Below are 24,334 nucleotides of genomic sequence, written 5' to 3' on the forward strand. Positions count from 1 at the left end.
TGATATCTCTGCGGAGTGGTAGTTCAGTTGGTTAGAATACCGGCCTGTCACGCCGGGGGTCGCGGGTTCGAGTCCCGTCCACTCCGCCATTTGATATCATGATTAAAATTAGTAAGTGCATTACCCCATGCACATACCACTGCGGAGTGGTAGTTCAGTTGGTTAGAATACCGGCCTGTCACGCCGGGGGTCGCGGGTTCGAGTCCCGTCCACTCCGCCACTTGTTATTTCCTCAATAACAAGTTTATGTTTAAAAAACACTAAAAACACTAAAAACACTAAAAACACTAAAAACACTAAAAACACTCAAAACACTCAAAACACTCAAAACACTCAAAACACTCAAAGCACTCAAAAAATTAACTTTCTTCCTGCATACTGCTTTTGATATTGATTTGTATTACCATTTGCTTTAATTTGTTTTAATACTATAAAAATTATGGCTTTCTATGTCTGCACCACAGGCCTATCAACGCAACAAATCTGATTTTGATATTTTAGTTGTTGAAGACGATACATTACTTAATGATCAAATTACTGAATTACTAGCCAACCAAGGATACTCTGTTACACAGTGTTTTGATGGTAATCAAGCGCTTGATTTAGCGGTTGCTCAACGTTTTAGTCTTATTTTATTAGATGTTATGTTGCCGGGCAAAGACGGTTTAGCAGTACTTAATATTTTACGTAGTTGTAATAACATCCCTGTAATAATTGTATCGGCAAAACATGCTGAAGAAGAGCGCATTCTAGGTCTATCAGCTGGTGCAGATGATTACTTAGCAAAACCGTTTAATAGCCAAGAATTATTACTACGCGTAGATTCAGTACTAAGGCGCGTTTTTAAACAAGACACAAATACCCCTTACATTGCTAATATTGATGGACTTGAAATAGATAGCCTACACCAGCAAGTTTTTCTGCATTGTGAGCTATTAGCTTTTACGCCTATTGAGTTTGCCTTGCTGCAAATTTTAATGAAAAACCAAGAACAAATACTGTTAAAACCTTTTTTATATCAAGTGGCGCTTAACAAGCGTTTCAGTCAGTACGATCGTAGTTTAGATATGCATATGAGTCGTATACGAAAAAAATTAAATAACGCCGGCTGGGATGGCAGCCGTTTACACACTGTGCATGGGCAAGGGTACTGTATTAAATGACACGACGTTTATTTTGGAAGCTGTGCTTAATTATTGGTACTGGTGTTGTTGCGATGTTTTATTTAATTAATGTCGCGGTTAATCATTTTGAAAATGATATGAGCATGCTAAGTGATTCAAGTCGAGAAGAGTTAATTAATTGGCAAAAAAAGGCTGAGGTTATATTTGATCAAGGCGATATGAGCGAACTTGAGCGTTGGGTTGATGATTTACAACAACAAGAGAGTATTTGGGCTGTAATTGCTAAAGCCAATGTGATTGAGTTAGCAGGTAATCGCTCTCATCGTTATGAGTATACAGGGTATAACTTGGGGCGAAGTATTGATTGGAAAATCCATCTGTATTTTGAGCATGCACCCGTTATGCAATTACCCTTTAAAGATGGTGCAACTAGCCTTGTTGTGCAGTTGCCGCAAAGAATGCACCCAGGATCACTTTGGAATTTAACACGTTTGTCGTTACAAGTTTTATTGCCAATGCTGATATTGGTGTGTTTATCGATTGTGTTATATCGTCATATTATGCACCCTATTAAAGAACTCGACTTAGCAAGTAGGGCATTTAGCAAAGGAGACTTTAGTGTCAGAGTTCGGGAGCAGTTGGGCTCACGCAATGATGAACTATCTCAGCTAGCTGAAACATTTGATTTAATGGCAGAGCGGATCAGTGATCAAATTATGCATCAACGTGTATTATTAACTGATTTGTCTCACGAGTTGAGAACACCTTTAACACGTTTAGATATAGCAACTGACAATTTACTCACTCACAGGGAAAAGGGTGTAGAAGACACGCAAATCAAATTAGAGCGTATTCACAAAGAGTCACAGCATATCCGTAAGTTAGTGGATGACACACTTACGTTATCCTGGTTAGATAACGAGTCACCTCAGTTGCGCATCGAATCTTTGGATTTAGTCGATTTACTCGAAATCCTCATTGAAGATGGGCGTTTTGAGTACCCAGATAAACTTATTTCTGCTGACTTACCTAATCAAGCCCATATTGAAAACAGTAATCACAGAGCTTTAGGTCAAGCACTGGAGAATATACTTAGAAATGCACTACGTTACACACCCATTAATAAAAAAGTACGGATTAGCCTCATTGATTATAAACATGAATATAAAATTATTATTGCAGATCAAGGTCCAGGAGTACCTAAAGAGCATTTAAATACTATTTTTAGACCTTTTTTCCGGATTGATTCAGCTCGCTCATGCAACAGTGATAGCTTTGGTTTAGGGCTTGCTTTAGCACAAAGGCAATTACATGCGATTGCTGCAACAGTATGTGCTAAAAATGATACTGCAGGTGGTTTAGTAATGACTGTAACGGTTCCTAAAGGTGTATAAATTACATTTCATATTGTGTGCTTGTAAAACTGAGCAACGCTTTCTCGTCCTGTTCACGCCCTTACTTACATATTTTTAGGCAACTAAAGTAGGTTGCACCTAACGCGTCTTTGTATATGTCCTAAATGTAACAAATGTAAAGTTGCTATGCTTTTCATTAAAAGAAAATGATAATCCTTCTTATTTGCAATTAAGAAGGAACGTCCCCCTTGAAAAAATTAGCCTTAATGAGTGCCATTTGTGCATCATTTAGTTCACCTATATACGCGCAAGAACTTACTAAAAGTACAGCGTCTGTTGAAAAAATATCTGTAGTTGGTTCTGCAACTAATTTGAGTATTACAGCTGAAGAAATAGAACAATATCAAGCAAGTGATCTGGCTGACATTTTTCGACATTCACCTTCTGTTAGCGTGGGCGGCTCGGTAGGCGTTGCACAAAAGATCTATATTCGTGGTGTTGAAGATTCTTTATTAAATATAACGGTTGATGGTGCACAGCAAACATCAACGTTATTTCATCATATTGGTCGTGTAACAATAGATCCTGACCTATTACAGCAAATAGATGTGCAAGCAGGTGCCGGCGAAGCAACAAGTGGTCCTGGTGCGATTGGCGGCTCTATCCGCTTTAAAACTAAAGACGCGCAAGACTTACTTAATCAAGGTGAACAATTTGGTGGACGTGTTAAAGCAAGTTACTTTTCAAATGACGGTACGCGTTTAAGCACTAGTGTATACGGTAAATTAAGTGATACATGGGGCGTACTAGGATATTTCAGTACTGTGAATCGCGAGAACATGGAAGATGGTGATGGCGATACTATTTATGGTACGGCCGCCGATCAAGATATGATGTTTATTAAAGCCAGTGGTGAGTTAGCAGATAATCATCATTTGTCGGTAAGTATTGAAAAACGCGACGAAGAAGGGGATTTTTCAGCACGCCCTAACTGGGCGGTACAAGAGGGTGATGCTTTGTACCCAAGTGAAGCAGAGCGAGAGACTTACGTTGCTAATTATATATTTTCTCACAATAACTTATTGTATTTAGAGGCGACAGCATACAAAACCGAATCATCTTTTAATGGCGGCCGATTTGCTTGGCTTGCTGACATTGACACATATGGCTTAGATATTCGTAATACAAGTATTATTGATGAACATAAATTTGTTTATGGCATTGATTATAGAAACGATGAAGTATCGAGTGGGTCTGCAGCTGGTGCAAAAGAAAATTCAGAACAAGGCAGTGTACTGGGTGTTTATGCACAAGGTTATAGTGATATTACTCCACAACTTTTACTGAGTTATGGGGTGCGTTTTGATAGTTATAAGTTTAAACAAGACATCCTATTAGATGAATATTATGGGACTGCAATTACAGAAAGCGCATCGAGTTTAGACGACAATGAAGTGAGCTTTAATATCGGTTTAGCATACGATATTAATGATGCTTGGACAGTAGGGCTTGGGTATGCTGAAGCCGCGCGTGGTAAACAAATAGGGGATGGCTTTACCATTGATGGATATTTATATGACGGTTCAGATATTCCAGTAGCGGATGAAAGTTTAGTACCTGAGACCGTAGCTAATATTGAAGCATCCATAACGTACACTAATGAAAATTTATCCGCTAAGGCAAGTATTTATAATTCGTCTTTAGATGATGTGATATTTGAAGGGTATGAAGGAAACTCGGTTTATAACAATATAGGCACGTTAGAGACTAAAGGGTTTGAGTTTGACCTAGCATATCGTTTAAATTCATTTGATTTCTTCATTGGATTTTCAGCTACTGATACAGAGCTTGACCCACGTGATGGGTTGTACAGTGTAAGTTATGATGCAATTGATATTAATGGCTATGAGTTTGTCGGTTTAGGTAATAGCAGAGGCAATACATGGGTTGCCGGCGTTGATTACGACATTAACACCGATGCAAAGGTTGGTTTTAGTGTAATTAAAGTCGATTCACTCGATATTAATACTCTTCATCAAGCTGTTGACCTTGGTTGGACCGATTCTTTATATACCCTAAATAAACCAAGCTATACCACTGTTGATTTATATGGGCAGTGGAATGTGACAAATGCATTATTATTTAATGTTGCTGTTACTAACTTATTTAATGAGTTATATATCGATCATTCAAGTGTGGGTGATTACAGTGAAGTATTTGACACTGTTGTTGGTCCATACGAATCTGGGCGCGATATTCGCTTATCGATTTCTTATCAGTTTTAAGAATAAGTAACTTATTTTATGTTCTTAAAATTGTTTAAAAAGTGGGTCTTTTGGGCTCACTTAATTATAGGTTTAATCGCCGGTTTATTTATTTTTAGCATGTCGTTCACGGGTTTTTTATTAACCTATGAGCGACAGATTGTTGAGCTAGATGAAATGCGATTTACTGTAAAAAGCACCTATGCTCAACAGCGGCTATCGACTGATGATGTTGTAGATATTTTGCAAGAATCGCATCCGAGTCAATCACATATTTATATTCGTTGGGTAAATCGAGAAGGGGCTGCTATTCCTGCCTGGGCGGGAAAACATAGCTACTTATTACACCCTTATACGGGAGATGTTATTCGTGAAGGAGAGGGGATAGCGGCTGGTTTTTTTCACGTTGTAACTGATATACATCGTTATTTATTACTGCATGGCGCTTCACAAGTGATTGGCAAAAATATAAATGGCTACGCTAATCTATTTTTTATCTTTTTATTACTATCGGGTGCTTATCTGTGGTTACCAAAGCGATTTAATCGCTCTGCATTAAAAGGATATTTATTACTAGCAAAGAGTTACAAATCATCACATCATCGAAATAGGCAGTGGCATTTAGTTTTTGGAATTTGGTGTTTACCGGTTTTACTCGTTTTGTCATTAACGGCTACTTTGTTTCATTTTGACTGGGCGAATAAAGCGTTATATGGCGCGTTTGGGCAAAACGTACCGGAGCGAGAAAAGCATCTACCAGTATTAGATTTATCGGCTGATAAAGTACCTTACGATGCTCTATTCCAACAAGCTCAAATACATGCAATTAATAATGGTGCCGCTGATTGGTATTCAATGTGGTTAGAATTAGGTGACAAAAAACACGAAGCACGTTTTTATATTGATACCAGTATTGGGAATCGTCAAGAATATGCGTATTCATTATTTTTAGATACTCACACGGGCGACGTAACTAAAACGTTTAAAAAATCGGATTGGACGCGAGGCGATCAAGCATGGGGAACATCTCGATTTTTACATACCGGTGAATACTTTGGTTTTTTAGGGCAAACATTAGCTGGTTTGGCATCATTGTTCGCATGTTTTTTAGTGTATACAGGCATAGTTTTAGCATGGAAGCGATTGATAAATAAGCGCTAATTTACACTTGTCGACGAGTATTTGATTGCTTGATATGTGCGATTTGATATATAACAATTTATTTTACACAAAAAAGCCAGCGCATTAGGCGCTGGCTTTTAGTATTCAAATGCTTACTTAGTTAATTAAGCCGCATCAGCTTCTTTTTTAACGCTATTACGCGCGGCTTTGCCTGCAAGTAAGTCAGCTGGGTCAAAGTCATCAACGTTAATAACATCTAAACGAGATTGCTCAACAGCAGCTAGTTTATCAGCCTCTGCTTGGCTTAATATGCCTGCTTCAAGCCCCATTTGCGCTACTTTATCAAGCTGGAAGAATGGCAGTTTAAGGCCTTTTTCTTTACATACTCTTTCAAATAATGGCTCAACAGCAAGTACGTCTTTAAGCGTTTGCTCTTGACGACCTACAAGGTTAAGCGGCTCATTTGTTAAGTATACATAGCTTGCTAAACGGTTACGCGTTTCGCTAGGTACTTGTAGTAGTTGCGCAAGTTTATGCTCAAGTTGGTCAGTTGGTTTACGAACCGGGCGACCAAACGGGAATAACAATACTTTTAACACGGCGCGTAGTGGAGCCGAAGGCATGTTATTAATTAAATCAGCAAGTGCACGTTGGCAATGGTAAAGGTGATCTTGGCAACTCCATTTTACTAGCGCAAAATCTTCTTTTTTACGGCCTTCATCGTTGTAACGCTTAAGCGTTGCAGACACTAAGTATAAGTAACTAAGTAAGTCACCTAAACGTGCTGAAATACGTTCTTTACGTTTTAGTGAACCACCAAATACTGCCATGCTAATGTCAGACATAAGAGCAAGTGATGCACTAAAGCGTGACGCTATACGGTAAAATTCAGCTGTTTCGTCGTTGTACGGCACACTTGTAAAACGAGCACCTGTAAGTGCAAGCCACTTAGTACGTACAAGGTTCGACATAGTAAAACCAATGTGACCCATTAGCGCTTTATCAAATACATTAAGCGCTTCTTCGCGGTCTTCTATTTCACATGCACCAAGCTCTGTTAGTACAAATGGATGACAGCGAATTGCACCTTGACCATAAATAATCATATTACGGGTCAAGATGTTTGCACCTTCAACGGTAATGGCAATAGGTGCACCTTGATAGCCACGACCTAAATAGTTATTTGGCCCAAGCATGATGCCCTTACCGCCGAGTACATCCATCGCATGAATAGTTGCATCACGCATTTGCTCTGTAAGGTGGTATTTAATAATGGCAGAAACAACCGATGGCTTTTCGCCTAAATCAACCGCACCCGTAGACATACTAACCGCAGCATCAGAGCTGTAAGCGTAACCAGCTAATTTAGCTAGTGACTCTTCAACACCTTCCATTTTACCAATAGGTAAACGGAACTGACGACGAATGCGGCTATACGCACCTGTCGCAATGGCAATCATTTTAATGCCACCGGCAGAGTTTGACGGCAATGTGATTGCACGACCAACCGATAAACATTCAACCAACATGCGCCAGCCTTGACCGGCCATATCTGGGCCACCAATAATGTAATCAAGTGGTACGAAAATATCTTTACCGCGAGTTGGACCATTTTGAAATGGTACGTTAAGCGGGAAATGTCGACGACCAATTTCAACTCCAGGAGTATCCGTTGGAATAAGTGCACAGGTAATGCCTGGCTCTTTATTGTCGCCAATTAAGCCATCTGGATCTTGTAATTTAAACGCAAGTCCAAGTACGGTAGCAACTGGGGCAAGTGTAATGTAACGCTTATTCCACGTTAAACTAACACCCACTACTTCTTCACCATTCCATTGCCCTTTACATACCACACCGTAGTCTGGAATTGAGCTTGCATCAGAACCCGCTTCTGGCGACGTTAATGCAAAACATGGAATTTCTTGACCGCTCGCTAGGCGCGGTAAGTAATGATCTTTTTGTTCTTTTGTACCATAGTGTTGTAATAATTCACCTGGGCCTAAAGAGTTCGGTACACCAACAATTGACGAAAGTAATGTTGATTTACTTGTTAGTTTTTGAAGTACACATGACTGTGCAAATGCAGAAAACTCTAAACCGCCGTATTCTTTTTTGATGATCATGGCAAAGAATTTATTATCTTTTAGATATTGCCATACATCTTGAGGAAGGTCGGTTAACTCGTGCGTTGCTTCCCAATCGTCCAACATGCTACATACTACTTCAACAGGGCCATCAACAAAGGCTTGCTCTTCAATAGTAAGTTTAGGAACTGGGTATTGGTGAAGTTTTTTCCAATCTGGGTTACCGCAAAATAAGTCAGCTTCCCACCACGTCGTACCGGCATCAATAGCTGATTTTTCAGTATCAGACATGCTTGGCGTTACTTTTTTAAACGTAGCAAAAATAGGCTTGATGATATATTGCTGACGAAGGCCAGTAACAGAAAGAGGAACCGCGATGATCAAAAAGATCAACCAGCTAATTAAACCAAAAGCACCTGCAAAGGTACCAATTAATAAAGTTATAGCCGAAACACCAAGTGCTGTGTTCCAACTTGCTCTGTGGTAAACCGCAGTGCAAAGCAACGCGATTAGAACCAGTGTAAATATGAGTGTCATTTTTATTCCTTAATAGAGGTCAGACCACCTCACTTAGAGTAGCGCTAGTAACAGTAATTTTCAAGTACATAACGATGTTAAATTGTAGTAGAAAGTAACTTAAATACGATATTTAATTACCCGACAGAGGAACGCACAATAACTATCGTATAGCCAAAGCATTAACCGTAAGTAGTGTTAACGTAAAAATAAATAAATCTAATAGCAAAATGACACTTTTTAAGTAAGTATAGCCGTTATAGCGGGCTGCAAATTAGTGTACGCTTAATACACAAATATAACGCTATTTATTTTAATGTATGGTTTTTAAGGGTTATTTTATTAATGTGTGAATTACTTGGCATGTCAGCCAATGTGCCTACTGATATTTGTTTTAGTTTTTCAGGCCTTTTAGAGCGCGGTGGAAATACCGGCCCGCATAAAGATGGGTGGGGTATTACGTTTTACGAAGGTAAAGGCTGTAGAACCTTTAAAGATCCTGAGCCGAGTTATCAATCTGAAATAGCTAAACTCGTTAAAGCATACCCAATTAAAAGTGTCTCGGTTATTAGCCATATTCGCCAAGGGAACCGCGGTAGAGTGTGCCTTGAGAACACCCATCCGTTTACACGAGAGTTGTGGGGGCGCGAGCTCACCTATGCACACAACGGGCAACTATCAAATTATCATGATTTAAAAACAGAATATTATCGCCCAGTGGGGAACACCGATAGCGAACTCGCTTTTTGTTGGTTGCTTGATAAAATTCGCGAAAAATACCCAAAACGTCCAAGTAATATGGCATCGGTTTTTAGATACGCGGCTAAGCTCTCGCATACGTTGCGTGAAAAAGGCGTGTTTAATATGCTATTGACCGATGGGGTGTTTGTTTTAGCGTATTGCACTAATAACTTACATTACATAACGCGCCGTGCGCCATTTGGTAAAGCAACGTTGATTGATGCCGACATGGTGGTTGATTTTCAACAAGAGACCACACCAAACGATGTAGTAACGGTTATAGCCACAAGGCCTTTGACGAATGATGAGCGTTGGCAAGAAATGGAGCCGGGGGAATTTGCATTGTTTAAAATGGGTGAGCTAATTTAGCCCACCTATTTTATTACTGATTTATTTAAAGCTAGTTAGCTTCTTGAGGTTGTTGTGCTGTAGCAGGCGCAACAGCTGTAGGTGCAGTAACAGTAAAAGAATTCATTTGAACTTCAAACTGCTCCATACCTTTTTCGCCTTTCCACATACGTACCAGCATGTAATCCATTTCTGGCGCAAACCATGCAATTGCTTGGCGTTTATCGTTATCGTATAAACGCTTTACTTTAATAGCTTCTACATTACCGATGGGTAGGGAGATCATCTCTTTTTCAACAACTTCAAAGTTGTAGTCGCGTCGGTTACCTTTTTTATCAATAAGCGGGAATGAAAAGCTTGTTTCGCCTTTTTTCAATCCTTCGCGCACTTGCACTTGGTACGAAATAGCATCCTGAAAGTCATCAGTCCATTCGCATTTAAGTGGGTATTCGCTAGCGCTGCTAGTCACTACTTTGTTTGTTGTGTCAAAATCAATTTTATAATCTTTATCTGGGCCTGTACCGGTGCGGATCATATTGTAATGATGCGGGGTAACCTTGCCATCTTTAAAGGTAAACTTTGATGTTTCTTCACGAGAATCAGAGAAAATCATCCACTCAATATTGCTGTGGTATGTTAGTTCATAAGTATCGTCGCCCATTTTTTTGAGCTCACGAACAGCCTCACCATGATTTTTACCTTTGCGTAAAATATCGTAGTTAGCTTGATATTGGGTCAATTCGCCTGCAATTAGGCTAGTTGGAAGTAAAGCGCCCGCACATAACAGCAGGGCACTTATTTTTTTATTGTGGGTAGTGCGCGCCGTGTGCAGGAAGTTGTTTTTTGTCAAGAACTGCATAATCTGCTTCCATAGTAAGTCTGTGTTCACTGAACCACTTCACCACCAAAGGATAAATTATATGCTCTTGCTCATGCACGCGTTTTGCTAATGTCTCTGCTGTATCATCCTTGAGTACAGGTATTTGCGCCTGAAGAATAACGGGACCGCCGTCTAATTCCTCAGTAACAAAGTGAACACTTACGCCATGAACATCGTCTTTTGCATCAATTGCTCTTTGGTGGGTATTCAGCCCCTGATACTTAGGCAACAAAGATGGATGAATGTTCAACATTTTTCCAACATATTTTTGCACTAAGCCAGGAGTAAGAATACGCATAAACCCAGCTAATACAACTAGATTTGGCATAAAAGAGTCGATAACGTTCATTAATTGCGCATCGTACACTTCGCGCGAGTCAAAATCTTTATGACTGAGCACTTTTGTAGCAATACCGGCTTGCTTTGCACGCTCTAGGCCATAAGCGTCTGCTTTATTACTAATAACAGCCGCTATATGTCCGTTTATCTCGCCACGTTCGCAGGCATCTATGATGGCTTGTAAATTAGAGCCACTACCAGAGATTAAAACTACCAGACGAGTGGGTGCCATTACTTAGCACCACCTACAATTTCAACTTGCTCTTCGCCAGCTGCTGCATCTTGAATTTCACCAAGGTGCCATGCATTTTCGCCCAAGTCTTTTAGCATTGTTAAGCTTTGCTCAAGTTTGTCTGCAGGTACAACTAAAACCATACCTACACCACAGTTAAATGTACGGTACATTTCGTGGGTAGTAATATTACCGTTTTCTTGTAACCAGTTAAAAATTGGTGGCCACTGCCAGCTATCACCTTTAACTACTGCTTTTGCAGACTCTGGTAATACGCGTGGAATGTTTTCCCAAAAACCGCCGCCAGTAATATGCGAAAGTGCATGCACGTCAACGTTTTTGAATAACTCAAGTAAAGGTTTTACGTAAATACGCGTAGGCTCAAGTAAAGTTTCGCCTAATGTTTTACCTTCAAAGTCAGCGCTGGTATCAGCTTTTGACACTTCAAGTACTTTACGAATTAAAGAGAAGCCATTTGAATGAGGACCGCTTGAAGCAAGTGCAATAAGCTGATCGCCTGCTGCTACTTTTGTGCCATCAATAATTTTTGATTTTTCTACAACGCCTGTACAAAAGCCTGCCATGTCGTAGTCTTCACCATCATACATACCTGGCATTTCAGCTGTTTCGCCACCAATTAGGGCACAACCTGAAATTTCACAACCTTTGCCAATACCTGTAACTACGTCAGCTGCTGTGTCTACATCTAGTTTACCAGTTGCATAGTAATCTAGAAAAAACAGGGGTTCAGCACCTTGAACAATTAAGTCGTTTACACACATTGCAACCAAATCAATACCAACCGTATCGTGTTTTTTTAAGTCGATTGCTAAACGTAGTTTAGTACCAACGCCATCTGTGCCTGCAACTAAGACTGGTTGCTTGTAGCCTTCAGGAATTTCGCAAAGTGCGCCAAAACCACCAATTCCGCCCATTACTTCAGGACGACGAGTTTTTTTAACTACGCCTTTAATACGCTCAACAAGTGCATTACCAGCGTCGATATCTACGCCCGCGTCTTTATAGCTTAGAGACTGTTTTTGTTCGCTCACAGGTTTTCCTCAAAATAGTTGTTTTGGGTTGCTTAGAAACGCGCGTATTTTACAACAATTGCAAGGTCGCGGCTAGCGCAAATGTAATTTTGAAATAATTAACAAGGACACTTGTCCGCTGTCTGTTGCTTAAATAAACAAAAAAACGCCAGCAGGCGTTTTTTTAGTAATTAAAGACGTTAAATTAACAGCTATGCTTTTGCGGTTAATATGGCTCGAAGTGGAGCGGGGTAGCCTTCAATTGTTTTACTTGTATCGTTTGGATCTAAAAAGTCTATTAACGACTCGTTTTCCATCCAGTCGGTTTTGCGTTGCTCTTCAAGCGTGGTAATAGCGCAATCTTTTATTTGTACATCTTTAAAGCCAACGCGTTCCATCCACAGTTTTAATGCTGCAGTACTTGGAATAAACCACACGTTGCGCATTTTAGCGTAGCGATCAGTAGGGACTAGCACTGTATTTTCGTCGCCTTCAATTACTAGCGTTTCAAGTACGAGTTCGCCGCCTGGGCGAAGCTGCGCTTTTAACTGTGCTAAAAAGTCGATAGGTGAGCGACGATGATAAAGTACGCCCATCGAAAAAACCGTATCAAACGCTTTAAGTTCGGGTAATGCTTCAACGCCTAGTGGCAGTAAATGTACGTTTTCGTCTGGGTTGTAGTGTTTAATTGCCTGAAACTGACATAAAAATAAATCAGACGGATCAATACCCACTACAAACTCTGCACCTTCACCGCGCATACGCCATAAATGATAACCAGAGCCACAACCAATATCTAAAACAGTGCGGCCTTTTAATGGCTCAATATGAGGTAGGAGTCTGTCCCACTTCCAATCACTGCGCCACTCTGTGTCTATTTCAATTCCGTGCACACTAAATGGGCCTTTGCGCCATGGCATCATGCGTTTTAATAAATGCATGGCTTGCTTTAGCTCGCCATCACTCATCTCCCCTGGTGCGCCAATTTCTACCTTAGTAGAAATATCAACGTGTGTTGTAGCCACCTCTGGCAAGTTTTTAAGTACTTTTTGCCATTTAGGTAAATCACCGTGGCTAGCCTCGTTTTGCCAATGTTTTAATTGTGCAGGCAAGGTTTCTAGCCAATGACTAAGTGGGCTTTGTGCGATAGATGCGTAAAATTGGTTAAACCATTGAGACATGGATGACTCTCTTTATTTAATTGCTACCATTGAGCAAAAATTAAAACATTGATACCACACTTGAGTTTGGCTAAAACCAATATCTTGTAAGCGAGTAAAGTGAGCGCTTAGTGTATCTGGGCGCATAACGTTTTCGATGGCGGTACGCTTTTGGCTTATTTCAAGCTCAGAGTAACCATTGTGTCGTTTAAAGTCGTGGTGCAAATCAATCAATAAATTGTCGCATTGCTCGTTTTCAGCTTTAATTTTTTCGCTAAGTAGCAGCACGCCACCGGGCTTTAAGTTAGCGTATATTTTTTCAAGCACGGCTTGGCGCTGTGCGTGTGGAATAAACTGCAGCGTAAAGTTCATTGCTACTACTGAGGCGTTTTGAATCTCAAGCTCGTTAATATCGCCTAAAGTAACAGTAACAGGCACATCTGATTTAAAACCTTGTAAATGTACCTTACAACGCTCAACCATAGCTTGAGAATTATCTACCGCTATTATATGGCAGTTATCGGTGCGAATATTTCGTCGCATGCTAAGCGTTACTGCACCCAGTGAACAGCCTAAATCATAAAGATTTGAGTTACTTTGTGCATACTCACCCGCAAGCTTACCCATTGTACTGACAATCGTTGCGTAGCCCGGTACCGAGCGCTGAATCATATCTGGGAAAACTTCGACTACATTTTGGTCAAAGCTAAAATCTTTTACTTGTTGCTCAGAGGCATAAATACTGTCTTTTATGGTCACGAAGGCAGTCTCTTTGTAAATAATAGAGTTATTTTAACATTTTATACTGGATAGTCAGTGATAAATTCAGTAGCTTGACTAGAATTATGAATAATAAGTATAAAAGAGAAGATTAAATGAGCAAAAGTAAGGTCATCAGCACAGACGATATATTAGCAACCCTTTGTCATTCAGTGACAGGCGTACTCACATCAGCCAGCGGTAATGGTATTAGCTACTCTGCTATGGTACAAAAAATAACGCGTACATGTATGCGACCAGATATTGGCTGCTTTGTTTTATTTGACGGCGGTTTTACCGGCCTTGTAATTACCAACTTTACTTCGCAAGCGGCGATGGAAATTTATGGCGATTACATGCGTAATATGGGTATGCCTGAGAATGAAATAGCGCATAGCCATTTATCAGACGACGTATCAAACGTACTAGGCGAGTTGATGAACCAAATTGTTGGCGACTTTACTTCTAAAGTGCGTGAGCAGTTACATACTTCTATTACGCAAAATCAGCCAAAAATGATGGCAATAAACAAGCAAGTGCAAATATCGGTAGATACCACGATGGATCGCCCGCAAGCCCGCCGCGTAACATTCACCACAAGTAAACAAAATATATTTTACTTGGAATTAGCGATGGATAAAACAGAGTTTATTAAATTACACGACTTTGATATTGCAGAAGCACTAGACCCAGACGACATAATTGAAAACGAAGCTAAAAAGAAGGCTGAAAAAGAAAGCGCAAAGGCTAAAGACGTTGTGCAAGATGATGCAGATGACGACTTTATGGCAGGCTTAGGACTTTAAGTTTATTACGTAGGTTGGTTTGAGTGAAACGAAACCCAACGTTTGCTCAGCTATCAATTTTCAGTTATCAACCTTCAGTAGGTTGATACGACTGCATAAAAACGCGATTTGATATCGCGTTTTTTTATTCATAAAAATTAAAGTTTAAGGGAAAGGGCGATTACATGGCAGTTATCGATAAGAAAAATAATAAAATTTTTAAGGGGGTTTTGATTTCCCTAATTGTATTAGCAATAGCTTCAATGGTTGGCATATTTACACTTTGGTTCAAAGGTTTAGGTGTAGGGTCCGGAGGGACTTCAGAGACTTGGTCACACTTTGGTAGTTTTTTTGGTGGAGTGCTCGGTCCGATACTTTCTTTTTTATCTTTTACTGCGATTATATATACCGTTTATCTTCAATCGGATAGTAATAAAGTTCAAGCTCTAGCAAATAAACAGGCAGCAGAGGATAGGCTTGCTTCTGAAAAGTTAGCTATTGAGTCTCAAAAAGACCAACGTGATGCATTCCAAAAGCGCATAAAGCATGAAAAACAGCAACAGTTGCTATCATTTTTCATTAATACTTTTGATGAACTTGAATCACTAGGTTGCGAAGCTGTTCAGGATTTAACAGAAAAAAATGAAGTTGGGCTAGCTACCTTATCATATAGAACCACTTCTTACGCTTGGAAAGCACACTCTACGTCGCTAGTTTTAAAGAGATACCTTGATAAATTTGATAGTGAAAGTGCAGAATTTATTCATATATACGCAACTAAATGCTCAGGACAGATAAATAACTTTAAAGAGAATATCGAAATATATCGAGCTTGCTTGAACAATAGTGCTGAAGAATTAGCTAGGATGTTAAGTGAATCGCAAGAAACACACCGAAGATTTGAAGATTCTCTACAAATTTTGAAGGATAAATACATTTCAATCTGGGAAGAGAGAAGTAACAATGGAAACTGATCTGAGATTACAAGCCATACGGATTCTCTCCCATCGCCACTACCACACAAAATATCCTTAAATCTAATTCCAATTGGTGGTAACTCGGTTCCATGTGGCAGCAAAGTTGGTAAAAGCCTTTGTTATGGTCTTTCTCTTTAAAATGGGCGAGCTCGTGAACTACTAATGCTTTCAGTAGTAGCTCGGGGGCGCGCAGCAAGTCGCTGTTAATCGCTAAATCGTGCTTACGGGTTTTACCTTGCATACGGTAAGTGTGCGTACCAAGTGCGTTGGTGACCATGTCGCCTTGTTTTTTAAATGCAGCGCGACCAAACGGCGGGGCGTTTTTTAAATATTGTTTTTTAAGTTCGGTGGCGTAGCTATAAAGTAGCTTATCGCTGGTTATGGTATGCGCTTGCGGGTATTTTTTAAGTAAGTAGTTACTTACCTTTTTGTTGTTGATTAGGCTTAATACCTGCTCAACAATGTTTGCAGGGTAGCCGGTAAAGTAACGTGCGTATTCACTCATTTATATTCTCTAATTTTATTGTTTAAAAAAGTGCCGGCTGGTGGGCTTCTTTTTCGCCAGTAAAGGGGTTTAATGCTTTGTGATTATAACCTAGGTCCTGGCAAAACTGGCGAGCTAATAACGGCGCTTCTCGGTTATCGGCGGTATGAAAAAACACATACGGTGTTTTACCTTCATCAAGCCATTGTTTTACTTTGCTCAGCCACGGCTTATAAAAGGGTTTATAGTCGTTTTGCAAATTGGCTATTACAAAGCGTGCCATAGGCTGCGAGCCTGTAGCAATAGCGTGCACTGGTAAATGAGGTTTTTTTTGCTGTGCATCTATTAGCGCTTCGGTTGTTGGTTTTACGGCAAATAGAGCGCGTGTATCCATTGATATGCGATTTATATTGTTCGCCATTAATAGCTGATTAAGCGCTATTTCGGCTTCACCTTTTTTGAAAAATGCAGTATGACGTACCTCTACACCGTAATTAATCTCTTTTGGTAACAGGCTAATAAACTGTGCGAGTTTGGGTAAATCGTTTGGGCCAAAGGCTTTTGGCAATTGCAGCATGATTTGCCCCGTTTTTTCTAAAATAGGGGAGAACAAGTTAAGCCAATCAGTAAGCTCGGTTTGTATATTAGTAAGGTGTAGTTCATGGCTAAAGCGACGATTAAACTTAAAAGTAAATTTAAAATCGTCGGGTACGCTATTTGCCCAGCGCAATACGGTGCTTGGCGATGGATCGGCGTAAAAGCTGGTGTTGCCTTCAACAGAATTAAAATGTTGGGCGTATTGGCTAAGCATATCGGCGTTTTTACATTGGCTTGAAAATAAATTGCCTTTCCATGCATTACTCGACCACTGCGGGCATCCAATATATAACATACAAACTAGCGCCTTATTATAAAGTGGCGATAGTGTAGCAAATAACAAAACGAGCTGCTGTAAATTCAGGGGTAAAAGCCGTACACGGCTAGGGCGTGTTGACCTTTGTAGATTGAAATTTGTTCAATCTAGGGACGATTTAATCGCGGCGCGAGGTTTGTAACCTAGTGGGCTAAGTAAAAACCGAGTAACAAAGAGTTAATCGTCCCTAGAAAGAACCCAAAGGGCAGCGCATGTTTGGCATTTATGCTGCGTTATCGCCTATTTATGGGGAGTAACCACACTGCATAGGCTCTGCCTTGCCTAAAAGCCAAACATACTGCTGCAAATTCAACCACCAACGTTCAACACGCCCTAGCATCTTAATGTTAGTTGAGTATAATGCAGGGCTTAATTTGATTATTTTTAGATTGCTAGCGGCTTTATTTGTATTGTGGTGACCTGTTTTTTAAATCACACGCCTTAAAACAAATAACTTTAACCGTTTAAGCCTTTTATCTGACAGGAAAACTATGCGCTCTATATATTGCGGACAGCTAAATAAAACTCACGTAGATCAAGAAGTAGAACTATGTGGCTGGATCAACAAACGACGTGACCTTGGTGGACTTATCTTTGTCGATTTACGCGATAGAGAAGGTTTAGTACAAGTTGTATTCGACTCTGACATTGAAGAGTTAATGAGTTCGGCTAACACACTTCGCCAAGAATTTTGTGTTCAGTTAAAAGGTGTTGTTCGCGCACGCCCAGACAGCCAAGTAAATAAAGACATGGCAACAGGGGAGATCGAAATTTTAGGTAAAGAGCTTAATATTATTAACCGCTCTGAGCCATTACCACTTGATTTTAACCAAGTAAACTCAGAAGAGCGTCGTTTAAAGTACCGTTACTTAGATTTACGTCGTTTAGAAATGAGTGATCGTATTAAATTACGTGCTAAAGCAAGCAGCTTTGTTCGTCGCTTTTTAGATGAAAACGGCTTTTTAGACATCGAAACACCTGTACTTACTAAAGCAACGCCAGAAGGCGCACGCGATTACTTAGTACCGAGCCGTGTTCATAAAGGTAGCTTTTACGCATTACCACAGTCGCCGCAGTTGTTTAAGCAATTGTTGATGATGTCGGGTTTTGACCGTTACTACCAAATTGTTAAATGTTTCCGTGATGAAGATTTACGTGCCGATCGCCAACCAGAATTTACCCAAATAGATATAGAAACCTCGTTCATGAGCTCTGATCAAGTACGTGGTATGACTGAAAAAATGATCCGCGAAATGTGGCAAACATTGTTAAACGTTGATTTAGGCGATTTTCCAATCATGCCTTACAGCGAGGCAATGAGCCTTTACGGTTCTGATAAGCCTGATTTACGTAACCCAATGAAATTAGTTGATATTGCTGATTTAGTGAAAGACGTAGAGTTTAATGTTTTTTCAGGTCCGGCTAACGACGAAAAAGGCCGTGTTGCTGTATTAACAGTACCGGGTGGCGCTAAGCTTTCTCGTAAACAACTTGACGATTACACTAAGTTTATTGGTATTTACGGCGCTAAAGGCATGGCGTGGATGAAAGTAAACGACCACACTGTAGGCGCTGAAGGCGTTCAATCACCAGTGGCTAAGTTTTTAAACGAAGACGTAATTACTAAATTGCTTGAGCGTACTAATGCACAGTCGGGCGATATTATTTTATTCGGTGCCGATAAGCGCAACACAGTAAATGAAGCTATGGGCGCACTGCGCGTTAAGATTGGTGTTGATTTAGAAATCACTAACCTTAATAGCTGGGCACCACTTTGGGTTGTAGACTTCCCAATGTTTGAAGAAGATGACGAAGGCACATTACATGCAGTACATCATCCATTCACTGCACCAAAAGATATTACTGCAAGTGAGCTTGAAGCAAACCCAGCAGCAGCAATTTCAGATGCCTACGATATGGTATTAAACGGCTACGAAGTGGGTGGTGGTTCTGTACGTATTCATAATGCAGAAATGCAAGAAACTGCATTTAGAATTTTAGGTATTAACGAGCAAGAGCAACAAGATAAGTTTGGCTTTTTACTTGATGCACTTAAATACGGCACACCACCACATGCAGGTTTAGCATTTGGTCTTGACCGTTTAGCAATGCTTTTATGTGGTACCGATAATATTCGTGACGTTATTGCTTTCCCTAAAACAACACAAGCATCGTGTTTATTAACTAACGCGCCAAGTAAACCTAACCTTGATTCGTTAGCTGAGCTTGCAATTAGTGTTGTAGAAAAAGAAGTATCAAGCGAAGAGTAATTTTTGCTTAGCTTTTAAGCTAAATTTAAAAACCCTTAAGTTATATGCTTAAGGTTTTTTTTGTGGTTAAATTTAAAGCAGTTTAAAGGTTTGTGCCGATTGCTATTATCCATATTGAAAAGGAGTTCTTATGTCGTTTCATCTAACCTTATTTGGTGAGTTTTTAGCTTTTTTTATTATATTATGCATCCCTATTTTTGCTGTAATTAGCTACAAAATAGGTAAGCGTAAAAGTACTATGCCAGGTGTTTTAGCGTTTGTGGGTGGCTGTTTTGCGCTATTTCCATTGTTTGGTTTGATTTTTATTGCAGTGCTTGCTCTTAAAAAAGATTTACCTAAAAATAATGGCTACGCAGGTTAAATTTAATAGGTAAATTGTGTTGTTAAGTAACAATAACCAGTATTTTGATGAGCAATTTAATGCTTTGCAGTACGCAGAGCAGCTAACTGAAAACTCTGAGTTTGAAGAATGTATATTTATCGATTGCGACTTTTCAGGGGGGCAGTTTAAAAATTGCCGATTTATAGAATGTAGTTTTAAAAACTGTAATTTATCGTCACTTAAATGGAACTACAGTTCGCTTGAAAATGTAAGTTTTAGCCACTGTAAATTAAATAGTTTGCAATGGGCTGATGTAGATTGGCCAGCGCTTAGTATTAACGCACCGGTGAGTTTTAATTATTGTGAGCTCAGTAATAGCTCTTTTTTTGAATTAACCCTCAAAGCCCTCAAACTAACACACTGCTTTGCCAAAAATGTTGATTTTAGACACGCTGATTTAAGCAGTAGTGAATTTACAGGAACAGATTTTCGCGATAGTGAGTTTTTTCAAACTAACTTAACAAAATGTGATTTTGTAGGTGCTACAGCGTTTAATATAGATTTGAATAATAATATCTTAGCGAATGCTAAGTTTGATCGCTTCGAAGCACTTAATTTGCTTACCAGCCTTAATATAGAACTATGTGATTAATTTAGTTTAATATAATTACATATCTAGAAGCGACAGCTTGGCTGGGCTTCTAGATACTACGTGACTGGGTAATTAACGGCTTGGGCCATTTTTATTACGTGCACTGGCAAGCTGTCTTGCGATTTCTAATAACGCAGGTGAAATATCTTCAGCGCCATCTTTAATTAGTTTTGTAACGTCACCTGATGAAAACAAACCGTCACGTGGTGATTTAATACCTAACTCACGTACAAAATCCTTCGTTTTACCAGTGCTGCCTGTTTCAATAAACTTAAAAATAATACGTTCATTGTTATTTTTAGCAGGTGCTTTTAGTGTTTCGATTTCGTCATGTATTGCAGTTAGTTTGTCTTCTAGGATTTCTATACGTTCTTGAATGCTATTGTATGATTTCATTTATTGGATCTTTTACTAAATATATTAAAACAATGGCGACTATTATCGCATAGTTTGACAATAGAGAATGCAAACCTATAAAGTAAAAGTTATTTTTAATTAAAAACAATAATTTATATAAGTTTAAATATGCAAAAAGCACTTAAAAAGCTTTTTATGTTAAGCGCACTCACCTTAACTACATCAATAATAAGCACTACAAGCTATGCAACCGACGACGTTATAACCGATAAAAGCCGCAATCGCACTATTCCTATCAATATTACATTACCAAGTAACAATGCTAAGTGTACAGAGCAAGCAAAGTGCCCTGTGGCATTTATTAATGCGGGCTACGGTATTAGTCATAACAAGTATACGTTTGCCAGTGATGCGTTTAATCAACGCGGATACTTAACAGTAGCCGTTGCACATGAACTAAAAACCGACCCTTACCTAAACCGTGAACAGCCTTACTTAACCACTCGTATGGAAAACTGGCATCGTGGTGTGGTAACGCTTAAGTTTTTAGTTAATGAGTTATCGAGTAAATACCCAGCGTACGACTTTACAAAACTCGCCTTATTTGGGCATTCAAACGGCGGTGATATTTCGGTATTATACGGCTCTATTTACCCCAATGAAGTAAGCACTATTATTACGATCGATCATCGTCGTATGTTGATCCCTCGTAATAAAAAGATTCGCGTGTTTACACTACGTGGTAGTGATTACCCAGCTGATGCGAATGTGTTGTTAAACGATTCAGAGCTGGATAAGTTTCCTGTTACACAAACACTAATAGAAAAATCTCGTCATAACGATATGTACGATGGCGGGCCAAAATGGCTGGTGGATAGAATGAGTAAAGAAGTAAAAGAATTTTTAGATAGTAAATAGTTAGTTTTGTTAAAGCATAGCGCAGTGTTAGCTGCGCTATATTGCTTGTATGCTAGTTACTTTACCAGTTCACTTACAATAACAGGGTTGTTATGTAGTGTTTTATGCACAGGGCATTTGTCGGCTATTTCGAGCAAACGCTGGCGTTGCTCTTGTGTTAAATCACCGACTAGAGTGATTTTACGGGTAATGGCTTCTAGGTTACCGGTTTGCTCACAATCGTCGCAATCTTTGTTGTAATCGCGAGTGTGATCAAGCTCTACTTTAACATGCTCTAGCGCTAAATTTTTACGTGTAGCGTACATACGTAGTGTCATTGCTGTACAAGCACCAAGCCCCGCTAATAAGTGATGATACGGATCGGGGCCTAAGTTTTTACCGCCTACCTTTATTGGCTCATCTGCAAGCCAAGTATGATCTTTAGTGCTTACGTGCTGAGTAAATACATGGTCTTTTTCTTCAACAAGTACATTGCCACCCGTTAAGCTTGCTGTGTATTTTGTTTTGTCATACTTGACGTAGCGGTTAGCCCACGTTGCAATAATTTCTGCAGCGTAGTCGGCATCGTTTTTATTAGTAAGTAAGTGATCGGCGTTATCCAGGCTAATAAAACTTTTAGGATGCTTAGCTGATGCGTAAATTTTTTCGGCTTCACTAATATTTACCGTCGCATCAATAGGGGAGTGCATTACTAACAATGCGCGCTTAAGTTTACTAATGTGGCTTTTATCGTACTTGGCTATATCGTCTATAAACTGTTTTTTAATGGTAAATTCTCGGCCTGCTAGGCTTACCTTCGCTTCACCGGCTGCGTTAATTTCATCAAGGTGTGCTGCAAAGTTATGGGCTACGTGCTGTGCATCTGACGGCGCGCCAATGGTTGTAATAGCCGATACTTCAGGAATGTGCTCAGCAGCAGCAAGTACCGCAGCGCCGCCTAAACTGTGGCCAATAAGTAATTGCGGCGCTGCAAAATGCTCACGCAGATGATCAGCCGCTGAAACTAAATCTTGAATGTTTGATGAAAAGTTACTGTTAGCAAAGTCGCCATCGCTATTACCTAAACCCGTAAAGTCAAAACGCAGTACGGCTATGCCTTGCTGCGTAAGTGCACGGCTTATACGTGTGGCTGCTGCTATGTCTTTTCCGCATGTGAAGCAGTGTGCAAATAGCGCATAAAACTTTATGTCGCCGGCGGGGCGTTCTAGTTGGCCGGCAAGTTCTAAATCGCCGCTTTTAAAAGATACTTTTTGTCGCATGGGGAGCCTTATTTACACAAATAAAATATATTAGGGCGTGTTGACCGTTGTGGATTGAAATTTGTTCAATCTAGGGGCGATTTAATCGCGGCGCGAGGTTTGTAACCTAGTGGACTAAGTAAAAACCGAGCAACAAAGAGTTAATCGTCCCTAGAAAGAACCCAAAGGGTAGCGCATGTTTGGCATTTATGCTGCGTTATCGCCTATTTATGGGGAACAACCACACATCACAGGCTCTGCCTTGCTTAAATACCAAACAGTCTGCTACAAATTCACCCACCAAAGGTCAGCACGCCCTAGTAGACCATATATAAGCACTAAACCTTGCAAATTCAACGTTTTTTTATAAGTTGATCTTGATCAAGCCTAATGGTGGAAACGTTACTTTGCGGACATATGTCCTTATTTTTTTGAGGTCATTTGTCTATCCTCGCACAGCGCTATAATGAAGGCTTTTCTACTTTATCTTGGCAATTTGCTACTATTAAAGCAGTTCACTTCACACAACCTATTCACTGGAACGTACAATGCAATTACCTACTGTTGATTATAAAGCTCCCGATGCGGCTGCACACTTTGTTGAATCGTTAAGAAATACTGGATTTGGCGTTTTAAAAAACCACCCAATTCCACAGTCTTTAGTTGAATCTATTTACAAAAATTGGCAAGACTTTTTTAACTCAGAGCAAAAGCAGGACTTTTTATTCTCTAAAGAAACTCAAGATGGTTATTTTCCGCCTTCAGTATCTGAAGTAGCGAAAGGCTTTACAATAAAAGACATTAAAGAGTACTTTCATGTGTATCCTAAAGGCCGTGTTCCTGCAGAGCTCGAAGCTGATGTACGTGAATACTACCGTTTAGCGAGTGAATTTGCTGGTACTTTACTAAGCTGGGTTCAGGCTGAAGCGCCAGCTGATGTTCGCGCTAAATTTTCGATTGATTTAAAAGACATGATTGCCGGTTCTGAGCAAACATTGTTACGTATCCTACATTACCCACCAATGACGGGTGATGAAGAGCCAGGTGCTATTCGCGCTGCTGCTCACGGTGATATTAATTTATTAACGGTATTACCAGCTTCTAATGAGCCTGGTTTACAAGTTCAAAAAACAGATGGCGGTTGGTTAGACGTGCCATGTGATTTTGGCAGCTTAATTATTAATATCGGCGACATGCTACAAGAAGCGTCGGGCGGGTATTTCCCATCGACAATTCATCGCGTGATTAACCCAACGGGTAAAGCATCTACTAAATCGCGTATTTCACTACCGTTATTTTTACATCCGCATCCAGATGTTGTGCTTTCAGAGCGCTACACGGCAGATAGCTACTTGCAAGAACGTTTACGCGAGTTAGGTGTTAAGTAACTCTTATACTTAAAGTAATTAAGTATAAATATAAAACGGCCTATGGCCGTTTTTTGCATTTTTAAGCAACTTGAT

The 24,334-nt window shown here is 39.8% G+C and carries 22 protein-coding genes and 2 tRNA genes; 14 read left to right on the forward strand and 10 right to left on the reverse strand.

The window, feature by feature from the left end:
• Positions 1-12: 12 nt before the first annotated feature.
• The 6 genes from GQR52_RS17640 to GQR52_RS17665 all read left to right on the forward strand — a co-directional run bounded on the left by GQR52_RS17640 (position 13) and on the right by GQR52_RS17665 (position 5,904).
• Positions 13-89, forward strand: a tRNA-Asp gene (locus GQR52_RS17640).
• Between the two features lie 54 nt (positions 90-143).
• Positions 144-220, forward strand: a tRNA-Asp gene (locus tag GQR52_RS17645).
• Between the two features lie 229 nt (positions 221-449).
• On the forward strand, positions 450-1,163 hold the full coding sequence (locus GQR52_RS17650; RefSeq protein ID WP_165729289.1) for a response regulator transcription factor: 714 nt from the start codon (positions 450-452) through the stop codon (positions 1,161-1,163).
• Positions 1,160-2,518 carry a histidine kinase sensor domain-containing protein gene (locus GQR52_RS17655; RefSeq protein WP_165729290.1) on the forward strand — a complete coding sequence of 453 codons (1,359 nt, stop codon included), beginning with the start codon at positions 1,160-1,162 and terminating at the stop codon, positions 2,516-2,518. Before GQR52_RS17650 ends, GQR52_RS17655 begins: the two co-directional genes overlap by 4 nt.
• Before the next feature lie 209 nt (positions 2,519-2,727).
• The gene (locus GQR52_RS17660) at positions 2,728-4,764 is read left to right on the forward strand and encodes a TonB-dependent receptor (protein ID WP_165729291.1); all 2,037 of its coding nucleotides are present in this window, start codon (positions 2,728-2,730) and stop codon (positions 4,762-4,764) included.
• An 18-nt stretch (positions 4,765-4,782) separates the two neighbouring features.
• On the forward strand, positions 4,783-5,904 hold the full coding sequence (locus tag GQR52_RS17665) for a PepSY-associated TM helix domain-containing protein (protein WP_165729292.1): 1,122 nt from the start codon (positions 4,783-4,785) through the stop codon (positions 5,902-5,904).
• 125 nt (positions 5,905-6,029) lie between these two features.
• Here the strand turns inward: GQR52_RS17665 and fadE are convergent, their stop codons facing one another.
• The gene (gene fadE, locus GQR52_RS17670) at positions 6,030-8,486 is read right to left on the reverse strand and encodes an acyl-CoA dehydrogenase FadE (RefSeq protein ID WP_165729293.1); all 2,457 of its coding nucleotides are present in this window, start codon (positions 8,484-8,486) and stop codon (positions 6,030-6,032) included.
• A 324-nt stretch (positions 8,487-8,810) separates the two neighbouring features.
• On the opposite strand from fadE, the gene GQR52_RS17675 reads away from it, so the two are divergent.
• Complete coding sequence (locus GQR52_RS17675; RefSeq protein WP_165729294.1) at positions 8,811-9,575, forward strand: class II glutamine amidotransferase; 765 nt, start codon at positions 8,811-8,813, stop codon at positions 9,573-9,575.
• Positions 9,576-9,606: 31 nt separating this feature from the next.
• Here the strand turns inward: GQR52_RS17675 and GQR52_RS17680 are convergent, their stop codons facing one another.
• From GQR52_RS17680 to cmoA, 5 genes are all read right to left on the reverse strand, one after another.
• The gene (locus tag GQR52_RS17680; protein ID WP_165729317.1) at positions 9,607-10,341 is read right to left on the reverse strand and encodes a DUF3108 domain-containing protein; all 735 of its coding nucleotides are present in this window, start codon (positions 10,339-10,341) and stop codon (positions 9,607-9,609) included.
• Positions 10,342-10,357: 16 nt separating this feature from the next.
• The gene (purN, locus tag GQR52_RS17685; RefSeq protein WP_165729295.1) at positions 10,358-11,005 is read right to left on the reverse strand and encodes a phosphoribosylglycinamide formyltransferase; all 648 of its coding nucleotides are present in this window, start codon (positions 11,003-11,005) and stop codon (positions 10,358-10,360) included.
• Positions 11,005-12,057: a phosphoribosylformylglycinamidine cyclo-ligase gene (gene purM, locus GQR52_RS17690; protein ID WP_165729296.1), complete on the reverse strand. Its 1,053-nt coding sequence runs from the start codon at positions 12,055-12,057 to the stop codon at positions 11,005-11,007. Before purM ends, purN begins: the two co-directional genes overlap by 1 nt.
• Positions 12,058-12,248: 191 nt before the next feature.
• Entirely contained in the window at positions 12,249-13,217 is a 969-nt protein-coding gene (gene cmoB, locus GQR52_RS17695; protein WP_165729297.1) for a tRNA 5-methoxyuridine(34)/uridine 5-oxyacetic acid(34) synthase CmoB, read from the reverse strand.
• 12 nt (positions 13,218-13,229) lie between these two features.
• Positions 13,230-13,955: a carboxy-S-adenosyl-L-methionine synthase CmoA gene (cmoA, locus tag GQR52_RS17700; RefSeq protein ID WP_007378000.1), complete on the reverse strand. Its 726-nt coding sequence runs from the start codon at positions 13,953-13,955 to the stop codon at positions 13,230-13,232.
• Between the two features lie 116 nt (positions 13,956-14,071).
• Between cmoA and GQR52_RS17705 the strand changes: the two genes are divergently transcribed.
• Both GQR52_RS17705 and GQR52_RS17710 read left to right on the forward strand, forming a co-directional pair.
• Positions 14,072-14,761 carry a DUF3334 family protein gene (locus GQR52_RS17705; protein ID WP_165729298.1) on the forward strand — a complete coding sequence of 230 codons (690 nt, stop codon included), beginning with the start codon at positions 14,072-14,074 and terminating at the stop codon, positions 14,759-14,761.
• 164 nt (positions 14,762-14,925) lie between these two features.
• Positions 14,926-15,714, forward strand: coding sequence for a hypothetical protein (locus tag GQR52_RS17710; RefSeq protein ID WP_165729299.1), 789 nt, complete (start codon positions 14,926-14,928; stop codon positions 15,712-15,714).
• A 7-nt stretch (positions 15,715-15,721) separates the two neighbouring features.
• Here GQR52_RS17710 and GQR52_RS17715 read toward each other — a convergent pair whose 3' ends face one another.
• Positions 15,722-16,222, reverse strand: coding sequence for a YgjP-like metallopeptidase domain-containing protein (locus GQR52_RS17715; protein ID WP_165729300.1), 501 nt, complete (start codon positions 16,220-16,222; stop codon positions 15,722-15,724).
• A gap of 22 nt (positions 16,223-16,244) precedes the next feature.
• Positions 16,245-17,093: a DUF72 domain-containing protein gene (locus GQR52_RS17720; RefSeq protein WP_165729301.1), complete on the reverse strand. Its 849-nt coding sequence runs from the start codon at positions 17,091-17,093 to the stop codon at positions 16,245-16,247.
• 512 nt (positions 17,094-17,605) lie between these two features.
• On the opposite strand from GQR52_RS17720, the gene aspS reads away from it, so the two are divergent.
• The 3 genes from aspS to GQR52_RS17735 all read left to right on the forward strand — a co-directional run bounded on the left by aspS (position 17,606) and on the right by GQR52_RS17735 (position 20,358).
• A complete protein-coding gene (aspS, locus tag GQR52_RS17725; protein WP_165729302.1) occupies positions 17,606-19,384 on the forward strand; it encodes an aspartate--tRNA ligase in 1,779 nt (592 codons plus the stop codon).
• Between the two features lie 130 nt (positions 19,385-19,514).
• Positions 19,515-19,745, forward strand: a complete 231-nt coding sequence (locus tag GQR52_RS17730) for a hypothetical protein (RefSeq protein ID WP_165729303.1) — start codon at positions 19,515-19,517, stop codon at positions 19,743-19,745.
• Between the two features lie 16 nt (positions 19,746-19,761).
• A complete protein-coding gene (locus GQR52_RS17735; protein ID WP_165729304.1) occupies positions 19,762-20,358 on the forward strand; it encodes a pentapeptide repeat-containing protein in 597 nt (198 codons plus the stop codon).
• A 72-nt stretch (positions 20,359-20,430) separates the two neighbouring features.
• Here the strand turns inward: GQR52_RS17735 and GQR52_RS17740 are convergent, their stop codons facing one another.
• A complete protein-coding gene (locus tag GQR52_RS17740) occupies positions 20,431-20,754 on the reverse strand; it encodes a hypothetical protein (protein ID WP_010555318.1) in 324 nt (107 codons plus the stop codon).
• 129 nt (positions 20,755-20,883) lie between these two features.
• On the opposite strand from GQR52_RS17740, the gene GQR52_RS17745 reads away from it, so the two are divergent.
• Positions 20,884-21,633 (forward strand): alpha/beta hydrolase, encoded by a 750-nt coding sequence (locus GQR52_RS17745; protein ID WP_165729305.1) that lies wholly within the window; start codon positions 20,884-20,886, stop codon positions 21,631-21,633.
• Between the two features lie 56 nt (positions 21,634-21,689).
• Here GQR52_RS17745 and GQR52_RS17750 read toward each other — a convergent pair whose 3' ends face one another.
• Positions 21,690-22,892 carry a bifunctional alpha/beta hydrolase/OsmC family protein gene (locus GQR52_RS17750; protein ID WP_165729306.1) on the reverse strand — a complete coding sequence of 401 codons (1,203 nt, stop codon included), beginning with the start codon at positions 22,890-22,892 and terminating at the stop codon, positions 21,690-21,692.
• A gap of 527 nt (positions 22,893-23,419) precedes the next feature.
• On the opposite strand from GQR52_RS17750, the gene GQR52_RS17755 reads away from it, so the two are divergent.
• A complete protein-coding gene (locus tag GQR52_RS17755) occupies positions 23,420-24,259 on the forward strand; it encodes a 2OG-Fe(II) oxygenase family protein (protein ID WP_024594124.1) in 840 nt (279 codons plus the stop codon).
• Positions 24,260-24,334 lie beyond the last annotated feature (75 nt).

Source organism: Pseudoalteromonas sp. 31A1, assembly GCF_011378815.1.
GTDB lineage: Bacteria > Pseudomonadota > Gammaproteobacteria > Enterobacterales > Alteromonadaceae > Pseudoalteromonas > Pseudoalteromonas arctica.